The organism is Sphingopyxis alaskensis RB2256 (genome assembly GCF_000013985.1).
Classification (GTDB): Bacteria; Pseudomonadota; Alphaproteobacteria; order Sphingomonadales; family Sphingomonadaceae; genus Sphingopyxis; species Sphingopyxis alaskensis.
Genome location: NC_008048.1, coordinates 2626190 through 2650508, shown reverse-complemented (window position 1 = coordinate 2650508; position 24319 = coordinate 2626190). Strand labels below are relative to the sequence as shown.

Here is a 24319-nt window from a genome sequence, read left to right as displayed (position 1 = left end):
GGGTGGAAGGGTCCTATTTCGTGTTGCGCTGCAACGCTTGTTATTGATTTGTTCGCTTGCCTACCCTATGTGGGCATCAATCGCACCCGCCCGGCCTCTGTCCGCAAGGATATGCACACTGGGCGGGTCTTTTATTTTGGGCGCCGTTGACGCATGACGATGGTCAATGTCACGCGCCTATTCCAAACCGACTCTCACTTACACCCAGCAAATCGCTCATCTCCGGGCAAACGGCATGATCGTTGCCGACGAGCCGGCGGCCGAGGCGTGGCTCCGTCATGTGAGCTACTACCGGCTGAGTGCCTACTGGCTTTATTTCGAACATCCGAAGGGACAGGCGGGACCGCGCTTCCTTCCGGGCACGACATTCGAACGCGTCACCGCCCTCTATGATTTCGACCGGCTACTCCGGCGCCTCTTGATGCGCGGCACCGAGCATGTCGAAGTGGCCTTGCGCGGGAGTTGGGCTTATCATCTCGCCGGGCTCGGCGACGGACACAGCTATCTGGACGCCAGTCTTTATAGCGATCGCACCGATTATCATCTTCGCCTCTCGAAACTGGCTGGCGAAGTGGGGCGTTCGAACGAGACCTATATCAAGCATTATCGGCAAAACTACGATCTGCCAGCATTGCCGCCGGTCTGGATGGTCGCAGAAATGATGTCATTCGGTCACCTCTCGCGCTGGTATTCGAGCCTCGCAGACCGCGCTCTTCGAACACGCATCGCCGGGCCCCTTGGTCTTCCGGAGACCGTTCTCGTGCCCTTGGTCCGCCATGTGACGGACATCCGTAATATCTGCGCGCATCACGGCCGGCTGTGGAACCGGGGCTTCCTCACGCCTCCGAAGCTCGCGCAAAAGCCCAAATCCCTACAGGCGACCATCGATCAGAACGCCACTCAGGCACCCGCCAAGCTTTACAACGGCATCTGCATGATCGGTCACGTCATCAATACCGTGGCGCCGGACTCGACCTGGCTTGCCGATGTGGCGGCGCACATCGTGACCCATCCCGAGGGCGATACGCGATCGATGGGTTTTCCCGCGAACTGGCAGCAGCGGCCACTTTGGCAAGTTTGATTGGCAAGACGACTGGTCGGCTTTGCGCCTGAGCCCGGCCATTCACCGCCAGCGACGCGTGGCCCAAAACCAGTCGTTCGCAAATGGGCCATTATAGCAGTGGCCGGACGTCCGATCTCCCACGAAACCTAACAGCTGCGAGAAACGCCCTTATCTTTGGAACGCGAGAACTTGCCCCATGCCCGTTCGCTGCCCCACCACAGAGCGGCAAACCCGCCAAGCGTGACTCCGCCCAGAATACCCCAGCCATGTGGCCCCAGCGGCAGCATCCCAATCGCGTAGGCGACGACCAGTATCGCCATCCCAATCAGGAACGGTCCGGTGAAACGGCAATGAGTCCGGCCGCACCGTCTGGCGTTCATGATACAAGCCGCACCCATGGAGGCCAGCATGACGGTCCAGATGACCGCGCGGGGCGTAGGTTCCAGCCACATGGCGGCCAGCATGGCTAGGCCGGGAATAGCCCAGAGCCCGACAAGCGTGCGCCAGTTACCCGACCAATCCCCGGCGCCGCTGGCGGGATCGGAACCGCGCGGGCTACTCATGTCATCTCACCGCCGCGACGCGACCGAGCAATCTTATCCTGCACAGCAGGACAGCCTTTTCACATCCCGATCGAATGTCTGCGCAGCCAGCTTCAGTCCTTCGACCGTGGTCAGATAGGGGAAGATCATCTCCGCCAGATCGTCGATCGTGAGGCCGCAGCGGATCGCCATGGCGGCGGTCTGGATACTGTCCGCACCTTCCGGCGCCAAGATATGCGCGCCCAGCAGTTTGCGGGTCCGGCCATCCGCAACCAGCTTGATCAGGCCGCGCGTGTCGCGAGCCGCCAATGCGCGCGGAACATTCTCGAGCGGGAGGGTCGAGGTTCGCGTTGCATATCCTGCCGCGATAGCCTGCGCTTCGGTGAAGCCGACACTGGCTACCTGCGGATCGCTGAATACGACGGCCGGCATGGCCGAATTGTCGTACCGCAGGCTATCGCCGTTCAAGGCGTTCTTGGCGGCGATCTTTGCGCCATAGGCTGCCATGTAAACGAACTGGTCTCGGCCCGTCACATCGCCGGCGGCATAGACGCCGCGCACCGAGGTTCGCATATGGTCATCGACAATGATGGCACCGCTGAGCGTCTGCTTCACCCCTGCCTCGATGAGACCGAGGTCCTCCACATTCGGGGCGCGCCCGGTCGCTACGAGAAGGCGCTCCGCGACGATGGTTTCGGCGACCCCGTTGCGCAGGACGGTGAGCGCAGTGCCCCCTTCCGCCGTCTTGTGGGCCGACTGATAGGCGAGGTCGCCCAGAACCGTGATGCCTTCGCTCGAAAGATAGTCGGTCAGCGCGGCACCGATCTCCGGCTCCATATCGGGGAGAAGGCGGCTGCGGAAAACGAGCGTCACGTCGACGCCGGCGCGGGAGAACATCTGGGCGAGTTCCACACCGATATAGCCGCCCCCGAGGACGATCATCGATTTCGGCAACTCGGTCAGGTCGAGCGCGGTAGTGCTGTCGAGCGCATCGACGTCCGGAAGGCCCGGGATAGCCGGCACCGCCGGACGCGTACCTGTCGCAATCACGATCCGGTCAGCGGTGAACCGCCTTCCACCGGCCTCGACGCCATTTTCGACGAGCCGCGCCGTGCCTTCATGGTAGGCGATATTATTGTAGAGAGGCAGGAGATCCGCATATTTCGCCTGACGAAGGCCCGAGACGAGCGAGTCCTTTTCGGCGATCACCTTGCCCCAATCGGCCATTCGTGCCCCGGCCTCGACACCGTTGAACCGCATCGGCGCGGCATTCGCGTGGTGAATGCTCTCGACCGCGCGGATCAGCGCCTTGGAAGGAACGCAGCCGACGTTGACGCAGGTTCCGCCGATGGTGCCGGCACCGATAACGGCGACTTGGGCTCCTTGCTCCGCCGCGGTAATCGCGGCCGAGAACCCAGCCGAGCCGCCGCCCACGACGATAAGGTCGTACTTCTTGGCCTGAGAGCCGTCGCCCCGATTGCAGCAATCACTCATGATACGACTTTCACTTGCGGACTCGGGAAGGGTAGCCAGCGTTGGTGGTCGCCGCGATCAACGCCGCGGTGCTGGTCTTGGCGTCGTCATAGGTGACCGTCGCGGTATGCGTTTTGGCCGACACTTCGACAGCGGTCACGCCGGGTACGCGCGACAGGCTCTTTTTGACGGTGGGAGCGCAGGTCACGCAGGTCATGTTCTCGACCGCCAAGGTGGTGGTCCGGATTGCGGCAAAGGCCGGCCCGGATGCGAACAGCGCAGCCGCGGCCGCGAACAGGGTAAGCTTCTTCATCATGGTCTCCTTGTTCAAAGGTCGAGGAATAGGGGGGCGAGATAGGGGAAGAGGACGGCGAGTCCGATCAGCGCCGTTGCAAGCCACAAGGCCGTCTTTGCCAAGCGGTTGGAGGAAGGCGTGCCGCACTCGCCCTCGGCGCAGACCACGCGCGGCTGACGATAGATCCGCCAGAACCCGGCGGCCAGGAAGGCGATCGCCACCGCCAGGAAGATGGGCTGATAGGGGGCGAGCGCGGTCAGGTTGCCGATCCATGCGCCACTGACGCCCAGTGTGAAGAGCACTAGCGGGACGATGCAGCAAGAGGCCGCGCCGAGCGCGCCCAGACTTCCTCCAACAATCGCTATCCACGCACCACGTCTGGAAGCCGTTTTCGGCTGGGTCATTTTCTGTTCTCCGAATCACGTTGTTGACCCTAGATAGGATCTGTAGCGGCTACAGGTTCAAGAGGTATTTCAGCATGGATCGGAAAAATCTGCAGGACACAGCGCCCCGGCTCCCCATCGGAGCACTGTCGCGGCGCACCGGATGCAACATCGAGACGATCCGCTATTATGAGAAAATTGGCCTGCTCTCCGCGCCTGCGCGCAGCGACGGCGGTCACCGGCTCTATGGCTATGGTCATCTCATGCGGCTCGGCTTTGTGCGGCGCGCGCGGGAACTGGGCTTCACGCTGGACGAGATCCGCGCGCTGCTTCGGCTGGCCGAGGACCGCGATCGCCCATGCACCGAAGCGCGCGAGGTCGCCGTGGTCCATCTGACCGACATTCGTACCAAGATCGCGGATCTTCAGGCCATGGAGTCGGTGCTTGCCGAAACCGTCGTGCGATGCGCGGATGGCAAGACCCCGGAATGCCCGCTGCTGGAAACGCTATTCGGTTCGATCGATCCGTCTGCCCGGCCTCCTGCCGGCTAGCCGCCGTCGGCCAGCACAGACCAATGTCGGTTTTCGCAAGGACGACGCTTTGGCGAAGCTCAATGTCTGCTTCTTTCATTTTCAGTCCGAAAGCCGACAGGCTGGAAACGGCCATTATTCGCCGGTCGGAGAGAGGAAGAAAGACAGGAAATGTGTATCGGACCAGCCACTCTTTTTCCCGGCGGCAAGCGCTGCGATATCCAGTCTCGCCTGCCGCACGATCGTCAGGCGCCGTGACGGGATGACGTAGAGGCGCTGGTCGCCTGCGCCTGCCGCGACGACCAGGTCGGCCGGGAGCGTTGGCGCATGCGCAACGATGTCGGTCGAGCGCGTCACAGGATCGTCGGAGGGACTCGCTCGCGGAAGCCACCAGGTCAGGCCATAGGCGGGGTTGGCATCGCTTCCTTTGAACAACTCGGCCAAGGCCGCGGGATCGACAAGCGCCTTGCCGTCCTGCGTGCCGCCGCGGCGCACGAATTCGCCGACTTTTGCCCATTGCTCTGCGGCGAGTACCAGCCCCTGCGGCATCAGAGGCGCGCCATCCGGTCCATTGCGCCAATCGCCGATCGTCACTCCGACCGGGGTCAGGATGCGGCGCTCGAGATAGCGGCGCGGATCGGCATCAAGGCTTGCGGCGGCCAGCTTGCGGCGTATAATCTCGCCGATTATCTGCATCGGCGCGGGGCCATATTGGAATTTCGTGCCGGGATCGGCGGCGAGCGGGGCGTTCACCGAGTCGAGATAACCCCGTGGCCGACCGACGGTCGACGCCTGTCCACTGGTCATCGCCAGCAATTGCCGGATCGTGATCGCGGCCTTTTTTGGGTCCTCGCGCCATTCGGCGAGCGTGGCCGACGCAGGTTCGTCGAGCGTGAGCAGCCTGTCCTGGACCGCCGCTGCCGCCATCAGGCCCACCAGGCTCTTGGTCCCCGACCAGAGTTCCTGCGGTGTCGAGACGCCATCGGAGGAGCAGCGGACCTTCCCGTCCTCGAGGACGAGCACGGCGACGCCTTGATGCGCCGACGAATAGGCCAGCGCCGCGGCACAGCCGGGAGCGGGGGCGGCCTGCACCGCCGGGGCTGCTGCGCAGCCCGCGAGCAGGAGAAGGGGGGCAATGCGTTTCAAATCCGGCTCCTGATTCCGATGCTTGTTTTTATCATTATTATCGATAATATTCCGAACTTCAATGATCGTTTGCTCCCGTGTTTTCCCGATCTAGGATGGCACCGGCAGACAGGGAGCCGAACGGGTGGAAATGGCCGCGACGAAGACCGACGACGAGCAGGCGCCGACACAGGACCGGGTTATCGCACGGTTGCTGACCGACGACATCGTCGAATGGCGGATTCCGCCGGGATCGTGGCTGCGCGAGCGTGAGATTGCGGCGCGCTTTGGAGTCAGTCACGCACCCGTTCGCGAAGCCTTTCGGCATCTCGCGAGCATCGGGCTGGTCAAGGTCGTGCCCTGGCGCGGCGCTTATGCGATCGACGTCGACGACCATGGGGCGGATGAGGTCTACGAGCTGTGGAAAGCGCTCTTCGGGGTCGTTTGCCGCCTCGCGTGCACGGCGATGAGCGACCGCGACGGGCGCGAGCTGATGCACCGGCTGATCGAATATAAGGATGTGACCGAACGAACCACCAATTCCGCCGAGCATCTCAGGGTCTCGAACCGGATCGGGCGATTCATCGCCAAGCGATCGAATGCGCCGATGGCGCTCGAGTTGCTCGACCGGCTGGCGCTGCTCGCGCGCTGGCAGCACAATGTCTACACCGACGAGTTTGTCGCGACGCACGGCGAGGGCGAGGTTGGCCGCCGGTCGGCGGTGCTCTATGAGCAGCTTTGCCGGCATATCGTCGCGCGCGAACCCGACGACGCCGACCGCGTCGCGCGCGACCTGATTGCCACATCGCAACAGAATTTCGCCGAGGCGCTGGCGGAATATAAGGCACGGCGGACCAAGGCAAAGCCTGGCCGTCGCCGCGCCCGCGCGTCGTGACGCGGGGTTATGCCGGCCGGCGGAGCCTGCTGAAGGCAGGGCTTGCGGCGCCGATCGCTTTTCAGGCTGCTCCCGCCTTCGCCGCTGGGGGCGATGATGCCATATTCGCGGCCGAACGGCTTTTCGCCGATGTGAAGGCCTACGCCGAAGCGGGCAATAAGCAGTCGGGCGGGGCGGGCGATCGCTGGGCCGCCGACTGGGCTGCGCGGCGGCTTGCTGCGGCGGGCTTTGCGGTCGAGCGCCAGTCGTTCGACGTGCCCTGGTTCGAAGCGGCGACATGCGAATTGGCGCTCGGCGATCGGAAAATCCCCCTGATGGCGCAGCCGCTCGCCGTGCCGACGGGCGTTGGCGGGATCGGTGCGCCGCTGCGGCTTGCGGAGGTCAGCGATCGGCTCGATGGCGCGATCGCGGTGGTGCGGCTGCCGTATCGCCGCTGGTCGAGCCTGCTCGACCGGGCGGTGCGCGATCCGCTGGCCGATGCGCTGGCGCGGGGCGCGGCCGCGGTCATCCTTGTGACCACAGGGCCCACCGGCGAGGCGCTGCTCCTCAATGCGCCGGCCGATGCGCCGCTGTCGGACAATCCGTTGGCGCTGCTGGCGCCGCGCCTTGCGGCGCCCGTCATCGAAGCGGCGCGGCAGGGGCAGCCGGCGATGCTGGTGCTGCGCGGGAAGGGCGGTTCGCGCGTCGCGGAGAATGTCGTGGCGCGGCGCGTGCGCAAGGGGCGCCGCTGGCTCGTGGTCTCGACCCCGCGCTCGGGCTGGACCGATTGCGCGGGCGAACGCGGGCCGGGTTTCGCGATCTGGCTCGCGCTCGCCGAATGGATGCCGCGCGCCTTCCCCGATCATAGCCTGCTCTTCGTCTGCAACAGCGGGCATGAATATGAAAATCTGGGTGCCAGCCATATCGTCGAAAAGGTCGGGCCGCCGCCTGCCGACACCGATCTCTGGCTGCATCTCGGCGCCAATGTCGCGACGCGCGACTATCAGGACATGCCCGGGCGCCTGTTGCCGTTGCCGAGCGCCGATCCCTTCCGCTTCCTGATGACCTCGGCCGCCTTTGTCGATCGCGCCCGGTCGGATTTCAGGGGGTTGCCGGGACTGGAGATGGCTTATCCCTCGACCGAAGGGGTCGCGGGCGAACTCTCCGAAGTGGTCAAGGCCGGCTATCCGCATCATGCCGGAATTTTCGGCGCGCACCGCCATCATCACGCGCCGACCGACAATCTTTCGGTCGTCGCGCCCGCGCCGCTTGCCGCTACGGCGCAAGCGGTTCGCGACTTCCTCACCGCCATCATTCCCGTCCGCCGCTGACCGGCGTCGCCGCGAGGGCGATGTTTCCGGCTTGACTCGCGTCGCCATATGCACAAAATTATCGATAATAATTGCAATAACGACATGGGAGGGATTTATGGGACGCAAGGCGCAGCTTCTTTTCGGTACGGCCGCGCTCTGGGTGGCGGCGGCCGCGCCCGCTTCCGCCCAAGATCGGGCTCCCGAGGCTCTTCCGGCCGATACGGCGGCGGAAGCGGGCGATGACGGCGCGATCGTCGTCACCGCGCGGCGCCGCGAGGAACGCCTGTCCGATGTGCCGACCGCGGCATCGGTGATCGACGCGACGGCGCTCAACGATCGCGGCGGGGCGACGGGAAGCGGCGAACTCCTCGCCGACCAGCCGAGCGTGCGCTTCAACAATCTCAGCTCGTCGATCACGTCCGAAATTTCGATCCGCGCGTCGTCGACGGCGCGCGCGACCAACGGTGACCCGAGCGTCGGCCTCTATCGCAACGGCGCCTATATCGCGGGCGGTCCGGTCGGCGGGCGCAACTTCACGCGCCTCGATATGCTCGACATCGGCCGCGTCGAGGTGCTGCGCGGGACGCAGGGTGCGCTCTACGGCCGCAACGCGGTCGGCGGCGCGATCAACATCATATCGGCCGAGCCCGAATTCGACCTGTCGGGTTGGGCCAGCGTGCGATACGGGTTCGAGAACAACAGCCTGCAATTGCAGGGCGCGGTGAATATGCCGCTGGGCGACGGGATCGCGGCGCGGATCAGCGGCGATCTGGTCGAACAGGACAAGGGCTTTTTCTACAACCCCGACAACGACGTCTATTTCGACCGGCAGAAGGGGCATGGCCTGCGCGGGCAGATCCGCCTGAAGCGCGGACCGGTCGACGCGGTGATCATGGCCGAGACGCAGCGGCTGACGACGCCGTCGATCCATTATCAGATCTTCATTCCGGCCGGCACGCCGGGCTTTCCGGGCGGCTATATCCAGGACCGTTTCCGTTATCCGTGGAGCACCGCGCCGCGGGCGTCGCAGGACGTCGACGGGTTGCAGGCGATCGTGCGTGTCGATCTTGGCGGAGCCGACCTCACCTCGACGACCTCCTTCCGCAAGCGACACAGCGAATATGATCTCGACAATGATGCGGTCAGCCCCGCCGAACTGGCGCGTGCGCGCGCCGCGGGCGAAGTCGGGCCGCTGACCCCGCTCGACCCGGGCAGCGCGTCCTATGTGGTCGATACGACCGACAATTTCTCGCAGGATATCCATGTCAGCGGATCGAACGACCGGCTGACCTGGCTGGTGGGGGCGGAAATGCTCCTCCTCGACAGCGATTTTTCGGTGACGACGACGCGCACGCCGACGCTCGCCAACCCGTCGCCGGGCAATATCGCGCCCGCGCGGCTCCATTTCGAAAGCTATGCCGCCTATGGTTCGCTCGGCTTCGACCTGACCGACAGCCTCAATATCACCGGCGAATTGCGCTATACGCACGACAGCCGCAGCATCAGCGCGCGGCTCTATGATCTCGGCACCGGGCTCCCGACCGGCGGGCCCTCGCGGATCATCGACGACAGCATCACCGCCGACAATCTCTCCTACAATGCGACGCTGTCGTACAAGCTGGCACCCGACATCCTCGCTTATGCCAAGGTCGGGAGCAGCTATCGCGCTGGCGGCTTCAACACGCGCTTGTCCGACCCGCGCGCGCCGAGCCCGGTGCAGGTGTTGTTCGGCAACGAAAACAGCACCAGCTACGAGGTCGGTTTCAAGGGTAGCCCGATGCGGCGCGGCTATTTTGCGGTCGCGGGCTATTATACCCAGCTCGACGATCTGATCGCGCAGGTCGACGACGGCTGCGCGCTGACCAACCCCACCTGCCCGGTCGCGGCGGTGAGCTATCTCACCAACGCGGGCGATGCGAAGAGCTGGGGCGTCGAAGCCGAATACAGCCAGGGCTTCGACCTTGGCCAAGGCAGCGGGCGTCTGGCGCTGAGCGGGTCGCGGCAGGGCGGCAAGGTGAAGAGCGGGCGTTACGACGGGCTCGACCTCGCGCAGGTGCCCGACTGGCTCGCTTCGGCGAACCTCAACCTGCGCGCCCCGGTCGCGAAAAATGTTTCGCTGACCGGCAACATCCTGGTCAGCGGCCAATGGGGCGGGAAGCAGGAACTGACCGCGACCTCGGTCGACCTCGACGACTATGTGCTCGTCAACCTGCGCGTCGGGGTCGAGTTCGGGAAGGTGAGCATCAGCGCCTTCGCGAACAACCTCTTCGACAAGGTCTACTATGTCGCGCAGGCGCCGACGATCAACCGCTACAGCCAGCCGCGAGTGATCGGGGTCGAAGGACGTATCTCCTTCTGATCCGGCGGCCGCCGCGCCGCGTTCAGCGGCGCCTCCTTTCGAAACGTGCAACGAAGAGGATGGGAGAGACGATATGGTTGAACGAAAGACATGGGCGTGGCTCGCCGCCGGTGCGGTCGTCGTCGGCGCGGGTGCCTTCGCGCAAAGCGGCGTGGGGGACCGCGGCAGGGGGGATGCGCGTCCGATGGTGCAACTGCCCCCGGCAGCGGTCGTCCCGGCCAGCTCCGCGGCGTCGGCCCCGACGGCGTTGTCGCCTGCCAGCCTGACCACGACAGTGGGCGGCTATACCTACGACTGGACCGCGCTGCAGGCGGCCATCGATGCCGACGCCGAAGTCGCGAACGGCTATTTCATCGTCGGTAACGCCACCGACCCCGACTATCTGTTTGCATATGAGAAGGGCAGCTTCGGAATCGATCGGGTGACGCCACTCGCCTCGGCCACCAAATGGTTCGCAGGAACGCTCGCCATGCGGATGGCGCAGGCGGGGATTGTCACGCTGGACGACCCGATGCGGCCGCCGCTCGCCTTCTGGACGACGACCGGGACAAAGAAGGACGTCAAGCTGAAGCATGCGCTGTCGATGACGTCGGGGTTCAACGGCAGCCCGCTGGTCGGAGGGTGCCAGCTGACACCGGCGCTGATCCTGTACAATTGCGCGAAAAATATCCACGACCTGTGATACGACATCCTGCGTCCCGGCAACGCGCCGGGTGCGCAATATAGCTATGGCCCGCACGGGATGCAGGTCGCCGCCGCCTATCTCGAGGCGAAGGATGTGAGCATCCAGCCCGGAACGACGCCGGCGCGCCAGCGCACCTTCCACGAACTTTTCGCCCAGCATGTCACGACGCCGCTCGGGATGACGAGCACGACATGGTATGATCCGGCGGGCAGCGCACCGACGAATCCGTGGGTGGCGGGGGGCGCCTATTCGACCCCGCGCGACTATGCCAAGCTGCTGCGTGCGCTCCTCGGCGGCGCCTTTGTGACCGACATGACCGCCTTTACTCAGCCGCGCACGACCGGCCTGCCGCGCGTCTTCGTACCCTCGGGAGCCTCGAACTGGGAATATGCGCTGGGCTCCTTCGTCGAATGCGACACCCCCTCGGCCTGCGCGACGTCGATGATCAATTCGGCGCCGGGCGCTTATGGATGGACGGGCTGGATCGATCGCGGAACCGGCTATTACGGCCTGATCGCGACCGAGATTTCGAGCGGCGGAGATCGTAAGGGCACCGAACTGGAACAGGAGATGCAGGGCCTGATCGAAGCGGCTATCGCGAGCCGCGTGCCTGCGCCTTAAAATCTTGTTCGCAGCGCTTTTGGTTCGAGTGTCTGCTTCTCCAGATTTCGAACCAAAAGTTGCCTGACCGTAATCGGCCAATTTCGCAGGGGCTTCCGTTTGTCAATCTGCCTGACTATCGCAGCATTCATGACAAAGCGGCCCACCATAGCGGAGCGAGTGGCAGGACTGGTCCGCAGGATGGACGGGACGCCGCTTTGCGACGAATGTATCGCCGACCGGCTCGACCTTTCGTCGATCGCACAGGCGAGTGTCGTTACCAGTTCGGCGAGCGGGACCGGAGGCTTCGAGCGGTTGAGAGGCCCCTGCGGCCTCTGCGGAGAGCCAGGGCCGGTCATCCGCTACAACGGTTGAACGTCCGGAATCCGGCCGGCCAAATCGAGCGCGGCTGAATTGGGCGTGCTCTGGCGCCGGCAGACGGCGCCAGGGGCCGCGCGTTGTTCTGGGCCGCGCGGCGCACTCGGCTCGCACTCCTTGCCGGACGGCGGCTGGCCCACAGGCCCGCGCGCACGCCGCCCGGCCGCGGGCTCGCCAAGAGCGCCTTCTTCTCGGGCGCTTCGCGCAGGCGCCGGGGCCTTTTGAAATTATTTCTGGGCTTGGAGCGTCAGTTTTCGTCCATGTTTGCCCCAACACATCTTACCCTCTTCTCCGCTCGCTGTCGCACTGAGGGTTGCACCATTTCCTCGTTCGTAGCGCTGGAATTCCTTTTTCGACATCTCAGCGACGGAGCCGGCCGGGACCTGACGGTGCATCTTGCGCCGGCTGGGTTCGGACGGCGTGGGCAACGCTCCTTCGCTTGCCCGAGGTCACCCCTTCCTGTCGCCCTTTTGCGGGTCCGGCTCGCCTCTGGCCGTCAACCCCATGCGGGGTTCGCCCTCGCGTGCCGCTCGGTGACGGCAGCTCGCTGCCCCTTCTTCCGGCGCCATCGGGGATGTCCCCCGAGTAACCGAAGGAGTTTCATCATGCCCACCATTGCCAACCTCCACGTCAAGTCCGACGGCAGCTTCGAAGGCACGCTGGCCACCCTCAACGTCACCGCGCCGATTGCGATCGTGCCGAACGGTCGCAAGACCAAGGACAATGAGCCCGATTATCGCATCCTCAGCCGCAAGAACGGCTTCGAGCTGGGCGCCGGCTGGAAGCGCTTCTCGCAGAACAACGGCGCCGAATATGTGTCGGTCACCATGTCGGCCCCCGAATTCGGGACCATCTACGGCAATGTCGCCAATGCGCCGGGCGACGACCCGATGAAGAAGGTCATCATCTGGAATCCGCCGGCCTGACGGCCATCCGGCTCCGCCTTCGGGCGGAGCCGGTTTCTCTTTCTGTCGATGGACGGCGGTCTTCGGGCCGCCATTCGGCATGTCTGGCCCGGCAGGCCCTTGGCCAACTGGGGAACTGCGCAGGGGTTCTGCCTGAGGGGCTGCATGTCGCGGTGTTTCGAAGATCATGATCCGATCGGCGTGGTGGATCGCTGGTTCGGCGTGTCGGTGAGTATTCGGTCAGGCGCCGGGAAGCGGAAGCAAGGGGGCGATGGGGCGGCATGGGGGCTGCCGCATGGAATCGGGCCATTCCCGCTCTCGATTGCCGCTAATCCCTTGGCCGAGGCCTGGCCTCCGCCAATCAACCCGTAAAGGGTCCCCACGCTGCGCTCGGGCCGCGGCTTCGCCGCGATGATTGCGGCCAGTCCCCGTCCGGCGGGGCGCCTGTCGAGCGGGAATGGCCCGCTCCCAAGGACAGGAGTTCATCCCATGCCGCTTACCACCGCCCAATCGCTTGGCTGGAACCTCGCCCGGACCATGATGACCGTGATCATTCTTATCGAAACCAGCGCCGGATATTCGGTGATGCCGCTCGACGAATTCGATGGCGACCCCGAAACGATCATTTGCGAATATGACCCCTTCAATCGCTGACCCTTTGAAAATAGGTCCAGATTAGGGCCGGTTCGGGTTCATTCCCGGACCGGCTTCTACTATGCTTCGCGCGCAGGTTGCGCTGTGGAGGTGGTGGCGGGCGCGTCCGACAGGGGGATGTTCATGACCCTGATGCTCATACTCGGCGCCATCGCGGCGCTCTACTGTCTCCGGCTTCTCTTTCGCAGCGCCAAGTTCGCGCTGCCCGTCTGTGCCGCGATCGCCCTCGGCTTCGCGTTGCGCGATCTCGGCTTCGGCTGGTTGACGATCCTGGGGTCGGCGCTGATCGCTGGACTCGCTGTCCTGGCTCTTGGTCGGCGTTTGGTCGGCGGCGCGGCCCCGTTCCCCGTGAAGCTCTGCGTCATCCTGATGTTCGTCGGCGCTGCGGCCTTTGCCGGCTATCAGGCTGGGACAGCGCTCGCCATCTTGGGCGGACTTGAAGCGGGTGCGAAGCATGGCCTCGCTTTCCTGTCGGGCCTTTTGACCGGCTATGCGAGCTGGCGAGACCTTGTGTCACCTGCGGTTTCAGCCGAGCGACCGGCCTTGTCTGTCTAGGCCGCCTTACCCCCTCTTTCTTCGCTCCCCTTCGCGGCCGATTGCCGATGCGTCCGTCCTGCGGACCTCCCGTCGCGATCTCTCGACATGCGCCATCTGTCATCGGGACGCTTTGCTGACCGGCTTGGTGCAACGGCGCGCCCCCGTCTTTCTTCCCCCGGCGTGCCGCCGTTCCTCGCGAAGCAAGAAAGACAGGCGCGCGCCGTCCTCCGCTTCGCTCCGGGCCCTTGGCTGCACCGCCGGTCCCCGCTGATCTTCGATGCGCATCGAGACCGCGATGGTGCGGTCCGAGCCAAGGAAGGAATGCATCATGGCCAAGATCGGCACATTCAAGAAAGTCTCCGGAGAATTTCGGGGGAGCATCGTCACCCTCTCGGTGCAGGCAAAGTCGGTTCGCATCGCGCCCGAGGAAAATCCGAGCGGCAACGCCCCCAGCCACCGCGTCTTCGTGGGCGACGTCGAAGTCGGCGCGGCCTGGGAAAAGCAGACACAGGACAAGCGCCCCTATCTGTCGGTCAAGCTCGACGACCCAAGCTTCACGGCGCCGATCTTCGCGCAGCTTTTCGCGGGCGAAGGCGATGAGCATGACCTCGTCTGGAACCGACAGTCGCGCCGGGGCGACTGAACCTCGGCTCCCGCCCGGCACCGCCGGGCGGGATACCCATTTCTGGGGATATGGCTCCCCGTGCCATGGAATTGCCGGCTTGCATGCCGTCGCCAAATCTCGTGCCTTCCACGGAGGCGCGCATGGCGGAGGAAGCAAGGGACAAGGGGGTCGGAGGCTCCCGGCTCGATTTCCCTGGTTTCGCGCAGGAATTTCTTCGCCGCAATCCCGCATATCGCTGCGACTATGAGAGGGTCATGTCGGATCGGGATGGCGACCCGACGGCCCAGGAGGTGATGGCCCGGCGGTGGGGCCTTTGCTTTCCCGGCCGATCCCCATCTGTCGGCGCTTGGAGCGCCTGCCTTCTGGGACCCGGCCGAGTGTCCTCAGGTCATAATCCTCGGCCCTGCAGTGGCGGCTTCTAGGAATAGTCCGCATTTCGATCTTGCCCGGTGGCCTCCGGCCATCGCCTCGCGCTCGGTGGGCGACGAGACGCATCTGGTGATGAGCGATGGTGTGTCCTTTCATCGGGTCTGCCTGCGTGACGCGGCCGCCGGACGCCCCCTTGCTTCGCTTATCCCGTGCGACGCGCTGCTCGATGTCCGCCTGCAGGCCCTCGCAGGCTTGGACCGATGGCTGCGCGGCGCGCGGAGCGCGGCGCAACCATTCGGCCCGACCGCCTATCAGGCGCGGCGTCTCCAACTCTTACTGGCCATCCTCAACCTTCGCCAAGACGGCGAGGTTACGAGCCATATGGTCGCGCAGCGCCTCGTCTATCCGCGCCTCTCGATCGGACAGGGCGCCGCCTGGAAGTCCTCTCCCGAGCGCCGCCGGACCCAGCGCCTTATCCACGAGGCCGACGCGCTTGCCGCGGGCGGCTATCGCACGCTGCTCGCCGGCCGCGCGGGGCGACAAAAATAGCTCGGCGATTCAGCCGCTCCCCCGCGCTCCCGCTTTCGCGCCACGACGCCCCATCGCGCGCTGCCCCGCCTTTTCGGGAGCCGCCGCGGGAAGGAGCATCCCATGACCCCCGCGCACCCTCCCCGTTATCTGAGGACCCCTGACGCGGCGCGCCGCGTCGGCCTCTCGCCGCGAACGCTCGAAAAGCATCGCTGCTATGGCACCGGCCCGGCCTATCGCAAACTCGGTGGGCGCGTGGTCTATGCGATCGACGAACTCGATGCATGGGTCGAACTCGGGCGGCGCTCGTCGACCTCCGATCCGGGCGTCGGCACCGTGCACCCGGCGCGCCGGGGGCTCGCCTGATGCCGCGCGCTGTCGCAGCGCCCGGCGTTTCGCTCTCCCGCCCCGGCCACGGTAGCGGATGTGTTTCCGCGTCGCCCCACGGCTGCGGCTTGACTGAGGTCGAACTGACCTGGATCGAGGGCCGCCACGAACAATGGATCCGCTTCGGCCGCGTCGCCGCCGAGCGGATATTGAGCCGCAGCACCCGCGTCATGGCCTTTCGTCCCGGCGCGGTCTTTGGCTTCGTGCGGTGGACGTCGAACGACTTCGGTACCATCCATTCGACCATCGCGATCGCAATTGCGATGACGCCCGGCGAACCATTTTCGACGCTGCCTTTCGTCCGCCCCGGCGCCGAAATCCTTGCGCGGATCGACGGCTGGCCGAAGGTCCAGCAGGCGCTCGCAGCGATCAACGCGGTGGAGGCGGCTGGCATCGAGGCGTGCGATGCATCGCCCGACCATTGGCGCCATGTCGGCAACCGGCTCGCCGCCGGCCTGCCTTTCCGGCCCTATAGTCTCGATCGCCATACGGCATGGCTCCGCCGCCGGGCGATCGAGGCATGAACCGCCGGTTCTTGTGCGCGACGGTCGGCGCAGCGGCGCTGTTTACCGCTTCTTTCGTCGCAGTCGCCTGGCTGAAGCCGGCGCCGCGACTGCTCTGGAATGCGAGCGCCAGCGCCCCCATCGGCGTGTACCGGATCGATGTCGGTGCGCGGCCTCGGCTCGGCGAGCTTGTCGCCATCGACCCGCCGCCGGCGCTTGCGATCTATCTTTCCCGTCGCGGCTATCTGCCGCGCGGCGTTCCGCTGCTGAAGCGCGTCGCCGCGCTTCCGGGCTCTCTGGTCTGCCGTTCGGGTGCATCCGTCACGATCGACGGCGCGGGCGTCGCCCGTGCGCTGGCGCGCGACGGGGCGGATCGTCCGCTCCCGGTCTGGCGCGGTTGCCGGATCGTCGGGGCGCAGGAATTATTCCTGATCAATGCCGCGCGGGGCAGCCTCGACGGGCGATATTTCGGGCCGATTTCGGCGTCCGGACTCATCGGCACGGCGCACCCTGTTCTGACGCGCACCGACGCCGAAGCATCGCTTCGCTGGCACCGCGCGAGCCCTTCCTTCGAACCAATTGCCGACGAGATGGAGCAAGGACGATGACAGTTGTGCGGCTGCGGCGAAGTCTCACCATACTGTCTGTCCTGTGCTCGCCGATGCGCGTCGGCGCACGGCGCGCGGCCATTTCGGCTGCGCTGCTTTTGCCGCCGATCTGCACTCCGGCTGCCGCCGCAGCGCAGTCGGAGCGCCATCCCTATGCCGCTCCGGTCGCCGAAGCGGCGCAGCGCTTCGGTATCCCGGAGCTCTGGATCTGGCGCGTGATGCATGCCGAAAGCCGCGGCCGTATCGGCGCCGTGTCGCACGCCGGCGCCATGGGGCTCATGCAGATCATGCCCGCAACATGGGCGCCGCTGACGGCGCGCCACCGGCTCGGTTCGGACCCGTTCGACCCCCGCGCGAACATCCTCGCGGGCGCCGCCTATCTGCGCGCGATGTGGGACCGCTATGGCGATGTCCGGCTGATGCTCGCGGCCTATAATGCAGGTCCCGGCCGCGCCGATGCCTATGTCGCGGGGCGTCGCGGACTGCCAGCCGAGACGCGCGCCTATGTCGCGAAGATTGCGCCCGAACTGCACGCGCCGCTTGGAACTTCTGCCGTCGCTTCGCTTCCAAGAGGGTCGCCGGGCTGGCGCGATGCGGCCATTTTTGTTGCACCAGCGGCGGCGATCGACACTGCGCGCCCGGCAGCTTCGGCAGGTGAAGCTGCCGCCATCCCGGACGCAGGTTCGCCGCTTTTCATTGCTCGGTCCGGGCAGCATCGGCCATGATTGCGCGCCGATACCAGATCCTCCACGCTGGCCGCGATTGGGCCCCAATCGTTGCACCTTCCCTGGCAGGTCCCGGCATGCAGGTGAGCTGGACTGGCAGCTTCAATTCTCTGCTGCCGGGAGCCCGGCTCAAGTCTGAAGCCATAGTCTTTCAGGCAAAGAAGTTGGGCCGCGATGCTACGCATCGGACCCATAATTTGAATACACACCTCACGCACGGGTGCATCCAGCTTTTGTCCCACTTTTCGAGCGGCGGATCCGACGTCACGTCGGCTGGCCTAGGCAGAAGCTTAGGAATTCCGCAACTTTTGGAGACGTCGCATCGGCGTCGCGATCGGGCCTCGCGATGAAGCTGGTGAGGCATACGGTTCGTCTGCCGGTCGAGGTCGACAAGGCGGTAGGCGAGCTTGCGAAGGCGAAAGGCGACACCGCCTATGCGACCCTCGCGACCTGCGTCGAAGCCGGGCTTGCGGCGCTGTCAAATCCTATGGCGGACGGGTCCGGCAATCGCGAACTCGTCGCCGAACTCGTCTCGATCGGTACCCGGCTGCTCGCCGTCGAGCGCATGCTGGACCGCACCCTGTTCACTGCCTGCGCTGCCTATTGCTACGCGCGCAGCGCCGCCTTCGACGGCGGCAAGAGCGACGAGGAGATAAGCGCCGAGATCGGCCGTGCCTATGATCGCCAGCGGCGCCGTGCCGATGAGGGCGGGTCGTGATGCGCGATCGGGACCAGCGTATCCATGCCGACGCGCTGCGGCGCCACTGGCGATCGAACCAGGTCCGGCGGTTCAAGCGCCATGCGATCATCTTCGCGGCATCGATCGCGCTCGGCGGCCTGACGCTCCCCTATCTGATGCTGACGCCGACGACGATGCAGGCGACCGGGACCTGGTATGTCGCGCGATTGAAGACGTGGATATCGAGCGGCACCGAAGCCGAACCGGGCGTCATGATCAGCGGTGGAGGAGAGCGCTACGAGGCATCGGCTCGATTGGTCGCGGCGCATCCCTATTATCGCCGGTCGGCCGACACGGTGATTGCCTTCTTCATACGAGGATGCTTGCTGGGGTTCATCGCCTGGCTGGCGGGCCTGATCTTGCTGCGCGGCGCGATGGCACGGCGGCGCGAACTCATGCTTCGCGATCGCGTGATCGGGGGGACGATCGTTACGACCGAGAAGAAGCTCGCGCAGCTGACGCGTGCCGAAGCAGGGGACCATGCCCTGGCCATCGCGACGGTGCCCATGCCGCCACGCCTCGAAACCCGCCACATGGCGATGGTCGGCACGACCGGAAGCGGAAAGACCACGGTGCTGCGTCAGATACTCGATGGCGTCGAGGCGCGCGGCGAGGCGGCGCTCGTCTACGACACGAGCGGTGAGTTCGTCGCCCAATATTATGATCCCCGGCGCGGCGACATCATCCTAAATCCGTTCGATGCGCGCTGCGCTATTTGGACGCCCTTCGCCGAGATTGCGCATCCGGCGGATGCCGACCGCATCGCGCAGCAGCTTATCACCGAGACCGGACAGCATGATCGCGACGTGTGGCTCGAAACGAGCCGCATCCTCGTCGCCAACATGATCCGCGCGCTGTGGCGCGAGGGCAAATGCACCCTGCCCGATCTGCTCCATGCATTGCAGGTGCGGTCAAAGGACGATCTCAAGCTATGGCTGGGGAACAGTTCGTCGGCGCGCACCTTCGCTGACGATGCCGACCGCGCGACGGGAAGCGTGCTCTTCATGCTCGCCAAGGCCGCGAACCTCATCCAGTTCCTGCGCATCGACGAGGGCAAGGAGACGGCCTTTTCTTTCCGCGATTTTTTATCGGGGCTCGACATGCATCCCGGTCCGAAGCCCTGGATCTTCGTGCCGCGGAAAGAGGATTATTTCGAGGCCTCGAAGCCGCTGCTTGCCTGCTGGCTCGAATGCGCCGCGAGCGCCCTGCTCGGGCATTCGCCCTCGGCCGAGCGCCGCCTCTGGTTCATCCTCGACGAACTCGCCGACCTGCCGCGCGTCGACAATCTCGCGCGGCTGCTACCCGAGGGGCGCAAGTTCGGGGCGGCGGTCATCCTCACCTTTCAGGCGATCGGGCAGATGCGACATCGCTACGGACAGGATTTGTCCGAATCGATGCTCGGCTGCTGCAACACCAAGCTGTTCCTCCAGATGACCGACAGCGAATCCCGGCAATGGGCGAGCGACACCATCGGAAGCTGCGAGGTCGAGCTGCCGACGATGACCGATGCCCTCGCCGACGGCGACTACAAGCCGCGCACGACGCTCGGCCGCCAGCGCAAGGTCCGGCCCGCCGTCCTCGAGAGCGAACTGCGCCTTCCCAGGCATCGCGGCTATTTGCTGTTCCCCGATGGATTGCCGGTCGCGCGCATCGCGCTCACCGACGACCATATCGTGCGGCGCGGCAAGGCGCGCCAGCTCGGATATGTCGCGGGCGATCCCACGACCAGCCTCTGGCAGCAGTCCGTCGAAGCGCCGCCGGTCGGGACACCGCCGGTTGAAGCGGAGCCCGCCGTGCAACCATCGACGGTGCCGCCCACCGAGCCGGAGCCGCCGAAACCACAGCCGAGCGGCGACGGACCAGTCTGATGGTCGCGTCGGTATCGGCGCTGACGAGTTCGGCGCAGGCGAGCAGCTATTATGAGGCCGACGATTATTATGCCGAGGGCGGGCTGTCGCCGTCCGAATGGCAAGGCAAGGGCGCCGAGGAGCTTGGGCTGTCGGGCGATGTCGATCGCGACCAATTTCGGGAACTGCTCGACGGCAAGGTCGCGGGCCAGCAACTCGGCACGGTTCGTGACGGCCAGCTTGAGCATCGGCCCGGCTGGGATGTGACACTGAGTGCGCCCAAGTCGGTGTCGATCATGGCCGAGGTCGCGGGCGACCGGCGGTTGATCGAGGCACATGGGCAGGCCGTGAAGACGACGCTCGCGCATATCGAGGCGCATATGGCCGCGACCCGCGTTCGGCACGGCGGCAGCGTGACGCGTGAGGCCACCGGCAATCTCGTTGTCGCCGGCTTTCAGCACGGGACCAGCCGGGCGCAGGACCCGCAGCTTCATACGCATAATGTCATCATGAACGCGACGCAGGGCGAAGATGGTTCATGGCGCAGCCTCGAACCGCGCGCCATCTATCAGCTCCAGAAGCAGATCGGCGCGATCTACCGGCAGGAGCTGGCCTTGAAGGTCGGCGAGCTCGGCTATGAGATTGCACCGGGCAAGGAGTCGATGTTCGAAATCAAAGGCGTCTCGGAGGCCGCGATGGCGGCGTTCAGCACGCGCAGCGCCGAGATTGAAGCGGCGCTAGGCGAACGCGGAACATCGCGCGAAGAGGCCAGCGCTGCCGAAAAGCAGGTGGCCGCGCTCGATACGCGGCAAGCGAAGGTGGTGGCCGACCATGGCGCGCTTGTTGCCGATTGGCGCGAGACCGCCGACCGGGCAGGGTTCGACGCCGAGGCTCGGCTGGCGTTGGTGCGTGAGGCAGAAGCTCGGGCAGCGAACGGTGTTCAGCTTCCCGATCCATCGGTCGCCGATCGCGCCGTCGCCCATGCCGCCGACAAGCTTGGCGAGCGGCAGTCGGTGTTTGCGGTCGCGGCGCTCCATGAGGAAGCGGGCCGGGTTGGGCTTGGGAAGGTCGGCTATTCCGAGATCGGCGAAGCGATCGGGCGGGCGACAAAGGAAGGCGAGCTGGTCGAGCGCACCTTCCTCGATCGGCGCGGCGCCGCGTTCGCGGGGTTCACGACCAGCCAGAATATCGCCGCCGAGAAGACGCTGCTTCGGATCGAAGCCCGCGGTCGCGGTGCGCTCGCGCCGATAGCCTCCCCGCTTGCCGCCGCCAAGGCTGTCGCTGGCGCGGCCGCGCAGGCGGAGCGGTCGGGGTTTGGCTGGAATCCCGACCAGAAGGCCGCGACCGAACAGCTCCTTACCAGCCGCAATCGGGTCACCGCGGTCCAAGGCTATGCTGGCACCGCCAAGACGACGACGGTGCTCGCCACCTTCGCGCGCGAGGCCGAAGCGCGCGGCGTGTCGGTGGTCGCGCTGGCGCCGACTGCATCGGCGGCGATGACACTCGGCGAGGCGCTCGGCACGCGCGGCGATACCGTGGCGCGCCATCTGCTCGCGCCGGAAGATTCGGCGCCCGGGCAGCCGGTGGCATGGATCGTCGATGAGGCTTCGCTCTTGTCGGCGCGCGATACCGCGCGGCTGTTCGAGTTGGCCGAGCAGCATGATGCCCGAATCATTCTCGTCGGCGACGTGAAGCAGCTTGGATCGGTCGAGGCTGGCGCGGCGTTCGCGCAGCTTCAGGGCGTCGGCATGGAAACCGCAAAGCTCGGCGAGATCGTTCGGCAGAGCAACGCGGCTACCAAGGAGGCGGTGCTCGCCTCGATCGAGGGCGATGCGAAGAAGGCGCTCGCGGCGCTCGATCGCGGGGGCGGCCAGATCGTCGAACATGCCGATCGCTCCGGCCGCTTCGCCGCCATCGCCGATCGCTATGCCGGGCTCGACAAGGCGGCGCGGACGCGAACGCTGGTCATTGAGCCCTCGCGCGAAGGGCGCGACGCGCTGACAGCAGGCATCCGCACGGCGCTCGTCAATTCGGGCGCGCTTTCCGGTCCCGCTGTCACGATGGAGAGCCTCGTCAACAAGGGGCTCACCCGTGCCGAGGCCCGCGATCCGTTGAGCTATGACAGGGGCGATGTTGTGCGCTTCACCCGCGATTATGCCGACAAGGGCGTAGCGCGCGGCGACGCCTATCGTGTCGAGGCGGTCAATCCGGCCAAGGCTGCCATTGCACTGAGGTCCGAGGATGGGCGCGAGGTCGATTGGCGGCTTCGGCAATGGGGCGCCGGCAAGGTGCAGGTGTTCGCGCCGCAGAATATTGACCTCAGGACCGGCGACAGCATCCGCTTCACCCGCAACGATCGCGACGCCGGGCGGATCAATGGCGCGCGGGGCGAGGTGATCGCGGTGGACGAGCAGGCGCGGACGGCGACGGTGCTTGGCGCGCGCGGTCAGGTACAGACTCTCGACCTCGATGCCGTGCGCGACCGGCATATCGCCCACGCTTATGTCGATACCGCTTTTGCCGCGCAGGGACGCACCGCCGATCATGTCATAATCCACGCGGACAGCAAGGCGACCAATCTGGTCGACCAGAAAAGCTTCTATGTCGGCATCTCGCGCGCAAAGGAGTCGGCGACGATCGTCACCGACGATCGCGCAAAACTGACGTCGGCGATCAATGAGCGCGCCGGGGCCGTCCAGACCGCGCTCTCACAGGCACCTGCCGCCGGGGCCGGCATGGTGCAATCAGCCATCGCCGCGCCCGCTGCTGACAAGGCGATCAGCGCCGCGGTCTCGCAAGCGGCGACGTCGCTGCCCGGCATGGGGCTTTAGCTCTTGCCAAAGCTCGCGGTTCTTTGACGAAGAGTTGCCGAACGGGAGCCGCCGAAATCAACCATTCTTTCCGTTCGGTGGTGGTCATTCATCGCCTTCCGCAAAATATGCCATGAGGCGGTGCCCGAGATCGGGGTCGAGCAGAATGAAATTGCGCCGCCCATCGGTCCGGTCGGCCTCGCGCGTGACAAGGCCGGCGTCGGTCAGGCGCTGCAGGAGCCGGAGCGCGCTGCTCATCGGAAGGCCCGACGAAATGCAGAGTGAACTGGTGGAAACGGGTTTGGCCTCGGCCTCATGGATGAACAGCTCGACGAGCATGTCCCAGGCCGGTTCGCCGAAGAGGCTGGGCGTGCCGACGAGCTGCCGACGGAGCAGCCGCCGTCGGGCGGCGCGCTGTGCGTTCGCCAGCGCGCGCGGGGCATCGGGCGCGCTGTGCCAGTTGCCGGATCTGTCGCATAGAAAATGGTCGGGCGCAGGGGAGTAGAGAAGCGCGGTCCCTTGTTTGAGGATGGCCCGGTGGCCGCGCAGCGCGACGACGATATGTTCGAGCAACTGGATTTCGAGCGCCCGGCCTATGGCCGCCAGCCGCGCTGTTGTCGCCACGTCGGCCTCGCTCGGTGTCGGATCGCCGCTCGGATGATTGTGGACAAGAATAATCGCGGCGGCATCGAGTTCAACTGCGCGCCGGAATATCGTGCGGGGATAGATTGCGACATGGCCGATGGTGCCCTGCTGCAATTGTTCGTCGGCGATCAGGCGGCGCGCCGGGTCGAGAAACAGCACCCTGAGCGTTTCATGCGGCAAAGCGCCCATCGACAATTTGAGATAGCGAAGCAGTTTCGGATTGGCGGGATCGATGCCGCGGTCGTCGAGGTCGGCCCGCAACGATTGGATCGCGGCCGCCTGCGTTGCGCAAAGCAATGCGCTGACCGCGCTGTCTTTGCCAAGCGTTCTCGCCAGCGTCTCCGGGGACTGCACGAGGATGCGCGCGAGCGTGCGATGTTCCGCCAGCAGAGCCTCAGCTATCGCCGCGCTATTGTCGGGTTCGATGGCGGCGACGAGATTTGCCAGGACGGCTCGCTGTCGCCGCGCGCCAGCCGACGCTGGTGACGCCAGGTTGCGAGGATGAGAATCGCCGGGACCGGCCACGACGTCGCCACCTGCATCGTGAGATAGGCCGCGGGATGAAGGCCCACGTCGATCATCCGGCTGGTGTGCGCCAGCAACGGGGCAATGTGCAAAACGGCGACGCACATGGGCCAGAATCGATGCGCAAAAAGCGCGAGGATGATCGTCGCCGTCGCGCCGAACAGGTCGATCGCAAGATGGCCGCTGTCCAGCGACAGGAAATTCGGCGGGACGAAGGCGTGGAGCAATTGGTCCAGCCCCACCATCGCCGCCGCGATCGCTGCCATCACACGTTCCGGGCCGCCTCCGCGCC

Annotated in this window: 25 protein-coding genes and 1 pseudogene; 19 read left to right on the top strand and 7 right to left on the bottom strand. The window is 65.7% G+C overall.

Annotated elements, in window-relative coordinates; all coding sequences use genetic code 11:
• The first annotated feature begins 235 nt into the window (after positions 1 to 235).
• The gene (locus tag SALA_RS12805; RefSeq protein WP_237700874.1) at positions 236 to 1081 is read left to right on the top strand and encodes an Abi family protein; all 846 of its coding nucleotides are present in this window, start codon (positions 236 to 238) and stop codon (positions 1079 to 1081) included.
• 128 nt (positions 1082 to 1209) lie between these two features.
• Here SALA_RS12805 and SALA_RS16485 read toward each other — a convergent pair whose 3' ends face one another.
• The 4 genes from SALA_RS16485 to SALA_RS12785 are packed head-to-tail and all read right to left on the bottom strand — an operon-like array spanning position 1210 to position 3777.
• Positions 1210 to 1626, bottom strand: a complete 417-nt coding sequence (locus tag SALA_RS16485) for a hypothetical protein (RefSeq protein WP_011542785.1) — start codon at positions 1624 to 1626, stop codon at positions 1210 to 1212.
• Between the two features lie 33 nt (positions 1627 to 1659).
• Positions 1660 to 3099, bottom strand: coding sequence for a mercury(II) reductase (gene merA / locus SALA_RS12795; RefSeq protein WP_011542784.1), 1440 nt, complete (start codon positions 3097 to 3099; stop codon positions 1660 to 1662).
• Positions 3100 to 3109: 10 nt separating this feature from the next.
• Positions 3110 to 3391 carry a mercury resistance system periplasmic binding protein MerP gene (gene merP / locus SALA_RS12790; protein ID WP_041384122.1) on the bottom strand — a complete coding sequence of 94 codons (282 nt, stop codon included), beginning with the start codon at positions 3389 to 3391 and terminating at the stop codon, positions 3110 to 3112.
• A 14-nt stretch (positions 3392 to 3405) separates the two neighbouring features.
• Positions 3406 to 3777: a mercuric transporter MerT family protein gene (locus tag SALA_RS12785; RefSeq protein WP_011542782.1), complete on the bottom strand. Its 372-nt coding sequence runs from the start codon at positions 3775 to 3777 to the stop codon at positions 3406 to 3408.
• A gap of 74 nt (positions 3778 to 3851) precedes the next feature.
• On the opposite strand from SALA_RS12785, the gene SALA_RS12780 reads away from it, so the two are divergent.
• Positions 3852 to 4307, top strand: a complete 456-nt coding sequence (locus SALA_RS12780; RefSeq protein ID WP_011542781.1) for a MerR family transcriptional regulator — start codon at positions 3852 to 3854, stop codon at positions 4305 to 4307.
• Between the two features lie 114 nt (positions 4308 to 4421).
• On the opposite strand, the gene SALA_RS12775 is transcribed toward SALA_RS12780, so the two are convergent.
• Entirely contained in the window at positions 4422 to 5432 is a 1011-nt protein-coding gene (locus tag SALA_RS12775; protein ID WP_011542780.1) for a serine hydrolase domain-containing protein, read from the bottom strand.
• A 130-nt stretch (positions 5433 to 5562) separates the two neighbouring features.
• Here SALA_RS12775 and SALA_RS16480 point away from each other — a divergent pair, with 130 nt between their 5' ends.
• The 17 genes and pseudogenes from SALA_RS16480 to mobF all read left to right on the top strand — a co-directional run bounded on the left by SALA_RS16480 (position 5563) and on the right by mobF (position 22878).
• Positions 5563 to 6306 carry a GntR family transcriptional regulator gene (locus SALA_RS16480; protein ID WP_049754664.1) on the top strand — a complete coding sequence of 248 codons (744 nt, stop codon included), beginning with the start codon at positions 5563 to 5565 and terminating at the stop codon, positions 6304 to 6306.
• Positions 6303 to 7616, top strand: coding sequence for a hypothetical protein (locus tag SALA_RS17365; RefSeq protein ID WP_011542778.1), 1314 nt, complete (start codon positions 6303 to 6305; stop codon positions 7614 to 7616). The genes SALA_RS16480 and SALA_RS17365 overlap by 4 nt, the downstream gene beginning before the upstream one ends.
• 97 nt (positions 7617 to 7713) lie before the next feature.
• Positions 7714 to 9957 (top strand): TonB-dependent receptor, encoded by a 2244-nt coding sequence (locus tag SALA_RS12760; protein ID WP_011542777.1) that lies wholly within the window; start codon positions 7714 to 7716, stop codon positions 9955 to 9957.
• Between the two features lie 73 nt (positions 9958 to 10030).
• Positions 10031 to 11263: pseudogene (locus SALA_RS12750) on the top strand (serine hydrolase domain-containing protein).
• A gap of 962 nt (positions 11264 to 12225) precedes the next feature.
• The gene (locus SALA_RS12745) at positions 12226 to 12546 is read left to right on the top strand and encodes a DUF736 domain-containing protein (RefSeq protein WP_011542773.1); all 321 of its coding nucleotides are present in this window, start codon (positions 12226 to 12228) and stop codon (positions 12544 to 12546) included.
• Positions 12547 to 13014: 468 nt separating this feature from the next.
• Entirely contained in the window at positions 13015 to 13179 is a 165-nt protein-coding gene (locus SALA_RS17360) for a hypothetical protein (RefSeq protein ID WP_192807420.1), read from the top strand.
• Between the two features lie 123 nt (positions 13180 to 13302).
• Positions 13303 to 13734, top strand: a complete 432-nt coding sequence (locus SALA_RS16475; protein ID WP_153802698.1) for a hypothetical protein — start codon at positions 13303 to 13305, stop codon at positions 13732 to 13734.
• A 310-nt stretch (positions 13735 to 14044) separates the two neighbouring features.
• Positions 14045 to 14359: a DUF736 domain-containing protein gene (locus SALA_RS12735; RefSeq protein WP_011542769.1), complete on the top strand. Its 315-nt coding sequence runs from the start codon at positions 14045 to 14047 to the stop codon at positions 14357 to 14359.
• A 50-nt stretch (positions 14360 to 14409) separates the two neighbouring features.
• Positions 14410 to 14763 carry a transcriptional regulator domain-containing protein gene (locus SALA_RS17530; protein WP_322785224.1) on the top strand — a complete coding sequence of 118 codons (354 nt, stop codon included), beginning with the start codon at positions 14410 to 14412 and terminating at the stop codon, positions 14761 to 14763.
• A 55-nt stretch (positions 14764 to 14818) separates the two neighbouring features.
• Complete coding sequence (locus SALA_RS12730; RefSeq protein WP_041383345.1) at positions 14819 to 15259, top strand: DUF2285 domain-containing protein; 441 nt, start codon at positions 14819 to 14821, stop codon at positions 15257 to 15259.
• Positions 15260 to 15361: 102 nt separating this feature from the next.
• Complete coding sequence (locus SALA_RS12725) at positions 15362 to 15604, top strand: helix-turn-helix transcriptional regulator (protein ID WP_011542767.1); 243 nt, start codon at positions 15362 to 15364, stop codon at positions 15602 to 15604.
• Entirely contained in the window at positions 15604 to 16149 is a 546-nt protein-coding gene (locus tag SALA_RS12720) for a DUF2840 domain-containing protein (RefSeq protein ID WP_011542766.1), read from the top strand. Before SALA_RS12725 ends, SALA_RS12720 begins: the two co-directional genes overlap by 1 nt.
• Complete coding sequence (locus SALA_RS12715; RefSeq protein WP_011542765.1) at positions 16146 to 16736, top strand: S26 family signal peptidase; 591 nt, start codon at positions 16146 to 16148, stop codon at positions 16734 to 16736. The genes SALA_RS12720 and SALA_RS12715 overlap by 4 nt, the downstream gene beginning before the upstream one ends.
• Entirely contained in the window at positions 16733 to 17461 is a 729-nt protein-coding gene (locus tag SALA_RS12710; RefSeq protein ID WP_011542764.1) for a lytic transglycosylase domain-containing protein, read from the top strand. Before SALA_RS12715 ends, SALA_RS12710 begins: the two co-directional genes overlap by 4 nt.
• 346 nt (positions 17462 to 17807) lie before the next feature.
• Positions 17808 to 18179: a hypothetical protein gene (locus SALA_RS12705; protein ID WP_041383340.1), complete on the top strand. Its 372-nt coding sequence runs from the start codon at positions 17808 to 17810 to the stop codon at positions 18177 to 18179.
• The gene (locus tag SALA_RS12700; RefSeq protein WP_011542762.1) at positions 18179 to 20068 is read left to right on the top strand and encodes a type IV secretion system DNA-binding domain-containing protein; all 1890 of its coding nucleotides are present in this window, start codon (positions 18179 to 18181) and stop codon (positions 20066 to 20068) included. The genes SALA_RS12705 and SALA_RS12700 overlap by 1 nt, the downstream gene beginning before the upstream one ends.
• Positions 20068 to 22878, top strand: a complete 2811-nt coding sequence (gene mobF, locus SALA_RS12695) for a MobF family relaxase (RefSeq protein ID WP_011542761.1) — start codon at positions 20068 to 20070, stop codon at positions 22876 to 22878. The genes SALA_RS12700 and mobF overlap by 1 nt, the downstream gene beginning before the upstream one ends.
• Positions 22879 to 22962: 84 nt before the next feature.
• On the opposite strand, the gene SALA_RS17355 is transcribed toward mobF, so the two are convergent.
• Together SALA_RS17355 and SALA_RS17350 are read right to left on the bottom strand one after the other, a co-directional pair.
• Positions 22963 to 23763 carry a JAB domain-containing protein gene (locus SALA_RS17355; RefSeq protein ID WP_192807419.1) on the bottom strand — a complete coding sequence of 267 codons (801 nt, stop codon included), beginning with the start codon at positions 23761 to 23763 and terminating at the stop codon, positions 22963 to 22965.
• 137 nt (positions 23764 to 23900) lie between these two features.
• On the bottom strand, positions 23901 to 24293 hold the full coding sequence (locus tag SALA_RS17350; protein ID WP_192807418.1) for a hypothetical protein: 393 nt from the start codon (positions 24291 to 24293) through the stop codon (positions 23901 to 23903).
• Between the last annotated feature and the right edge of the window lie 26 nt (positions 24294 to 24319).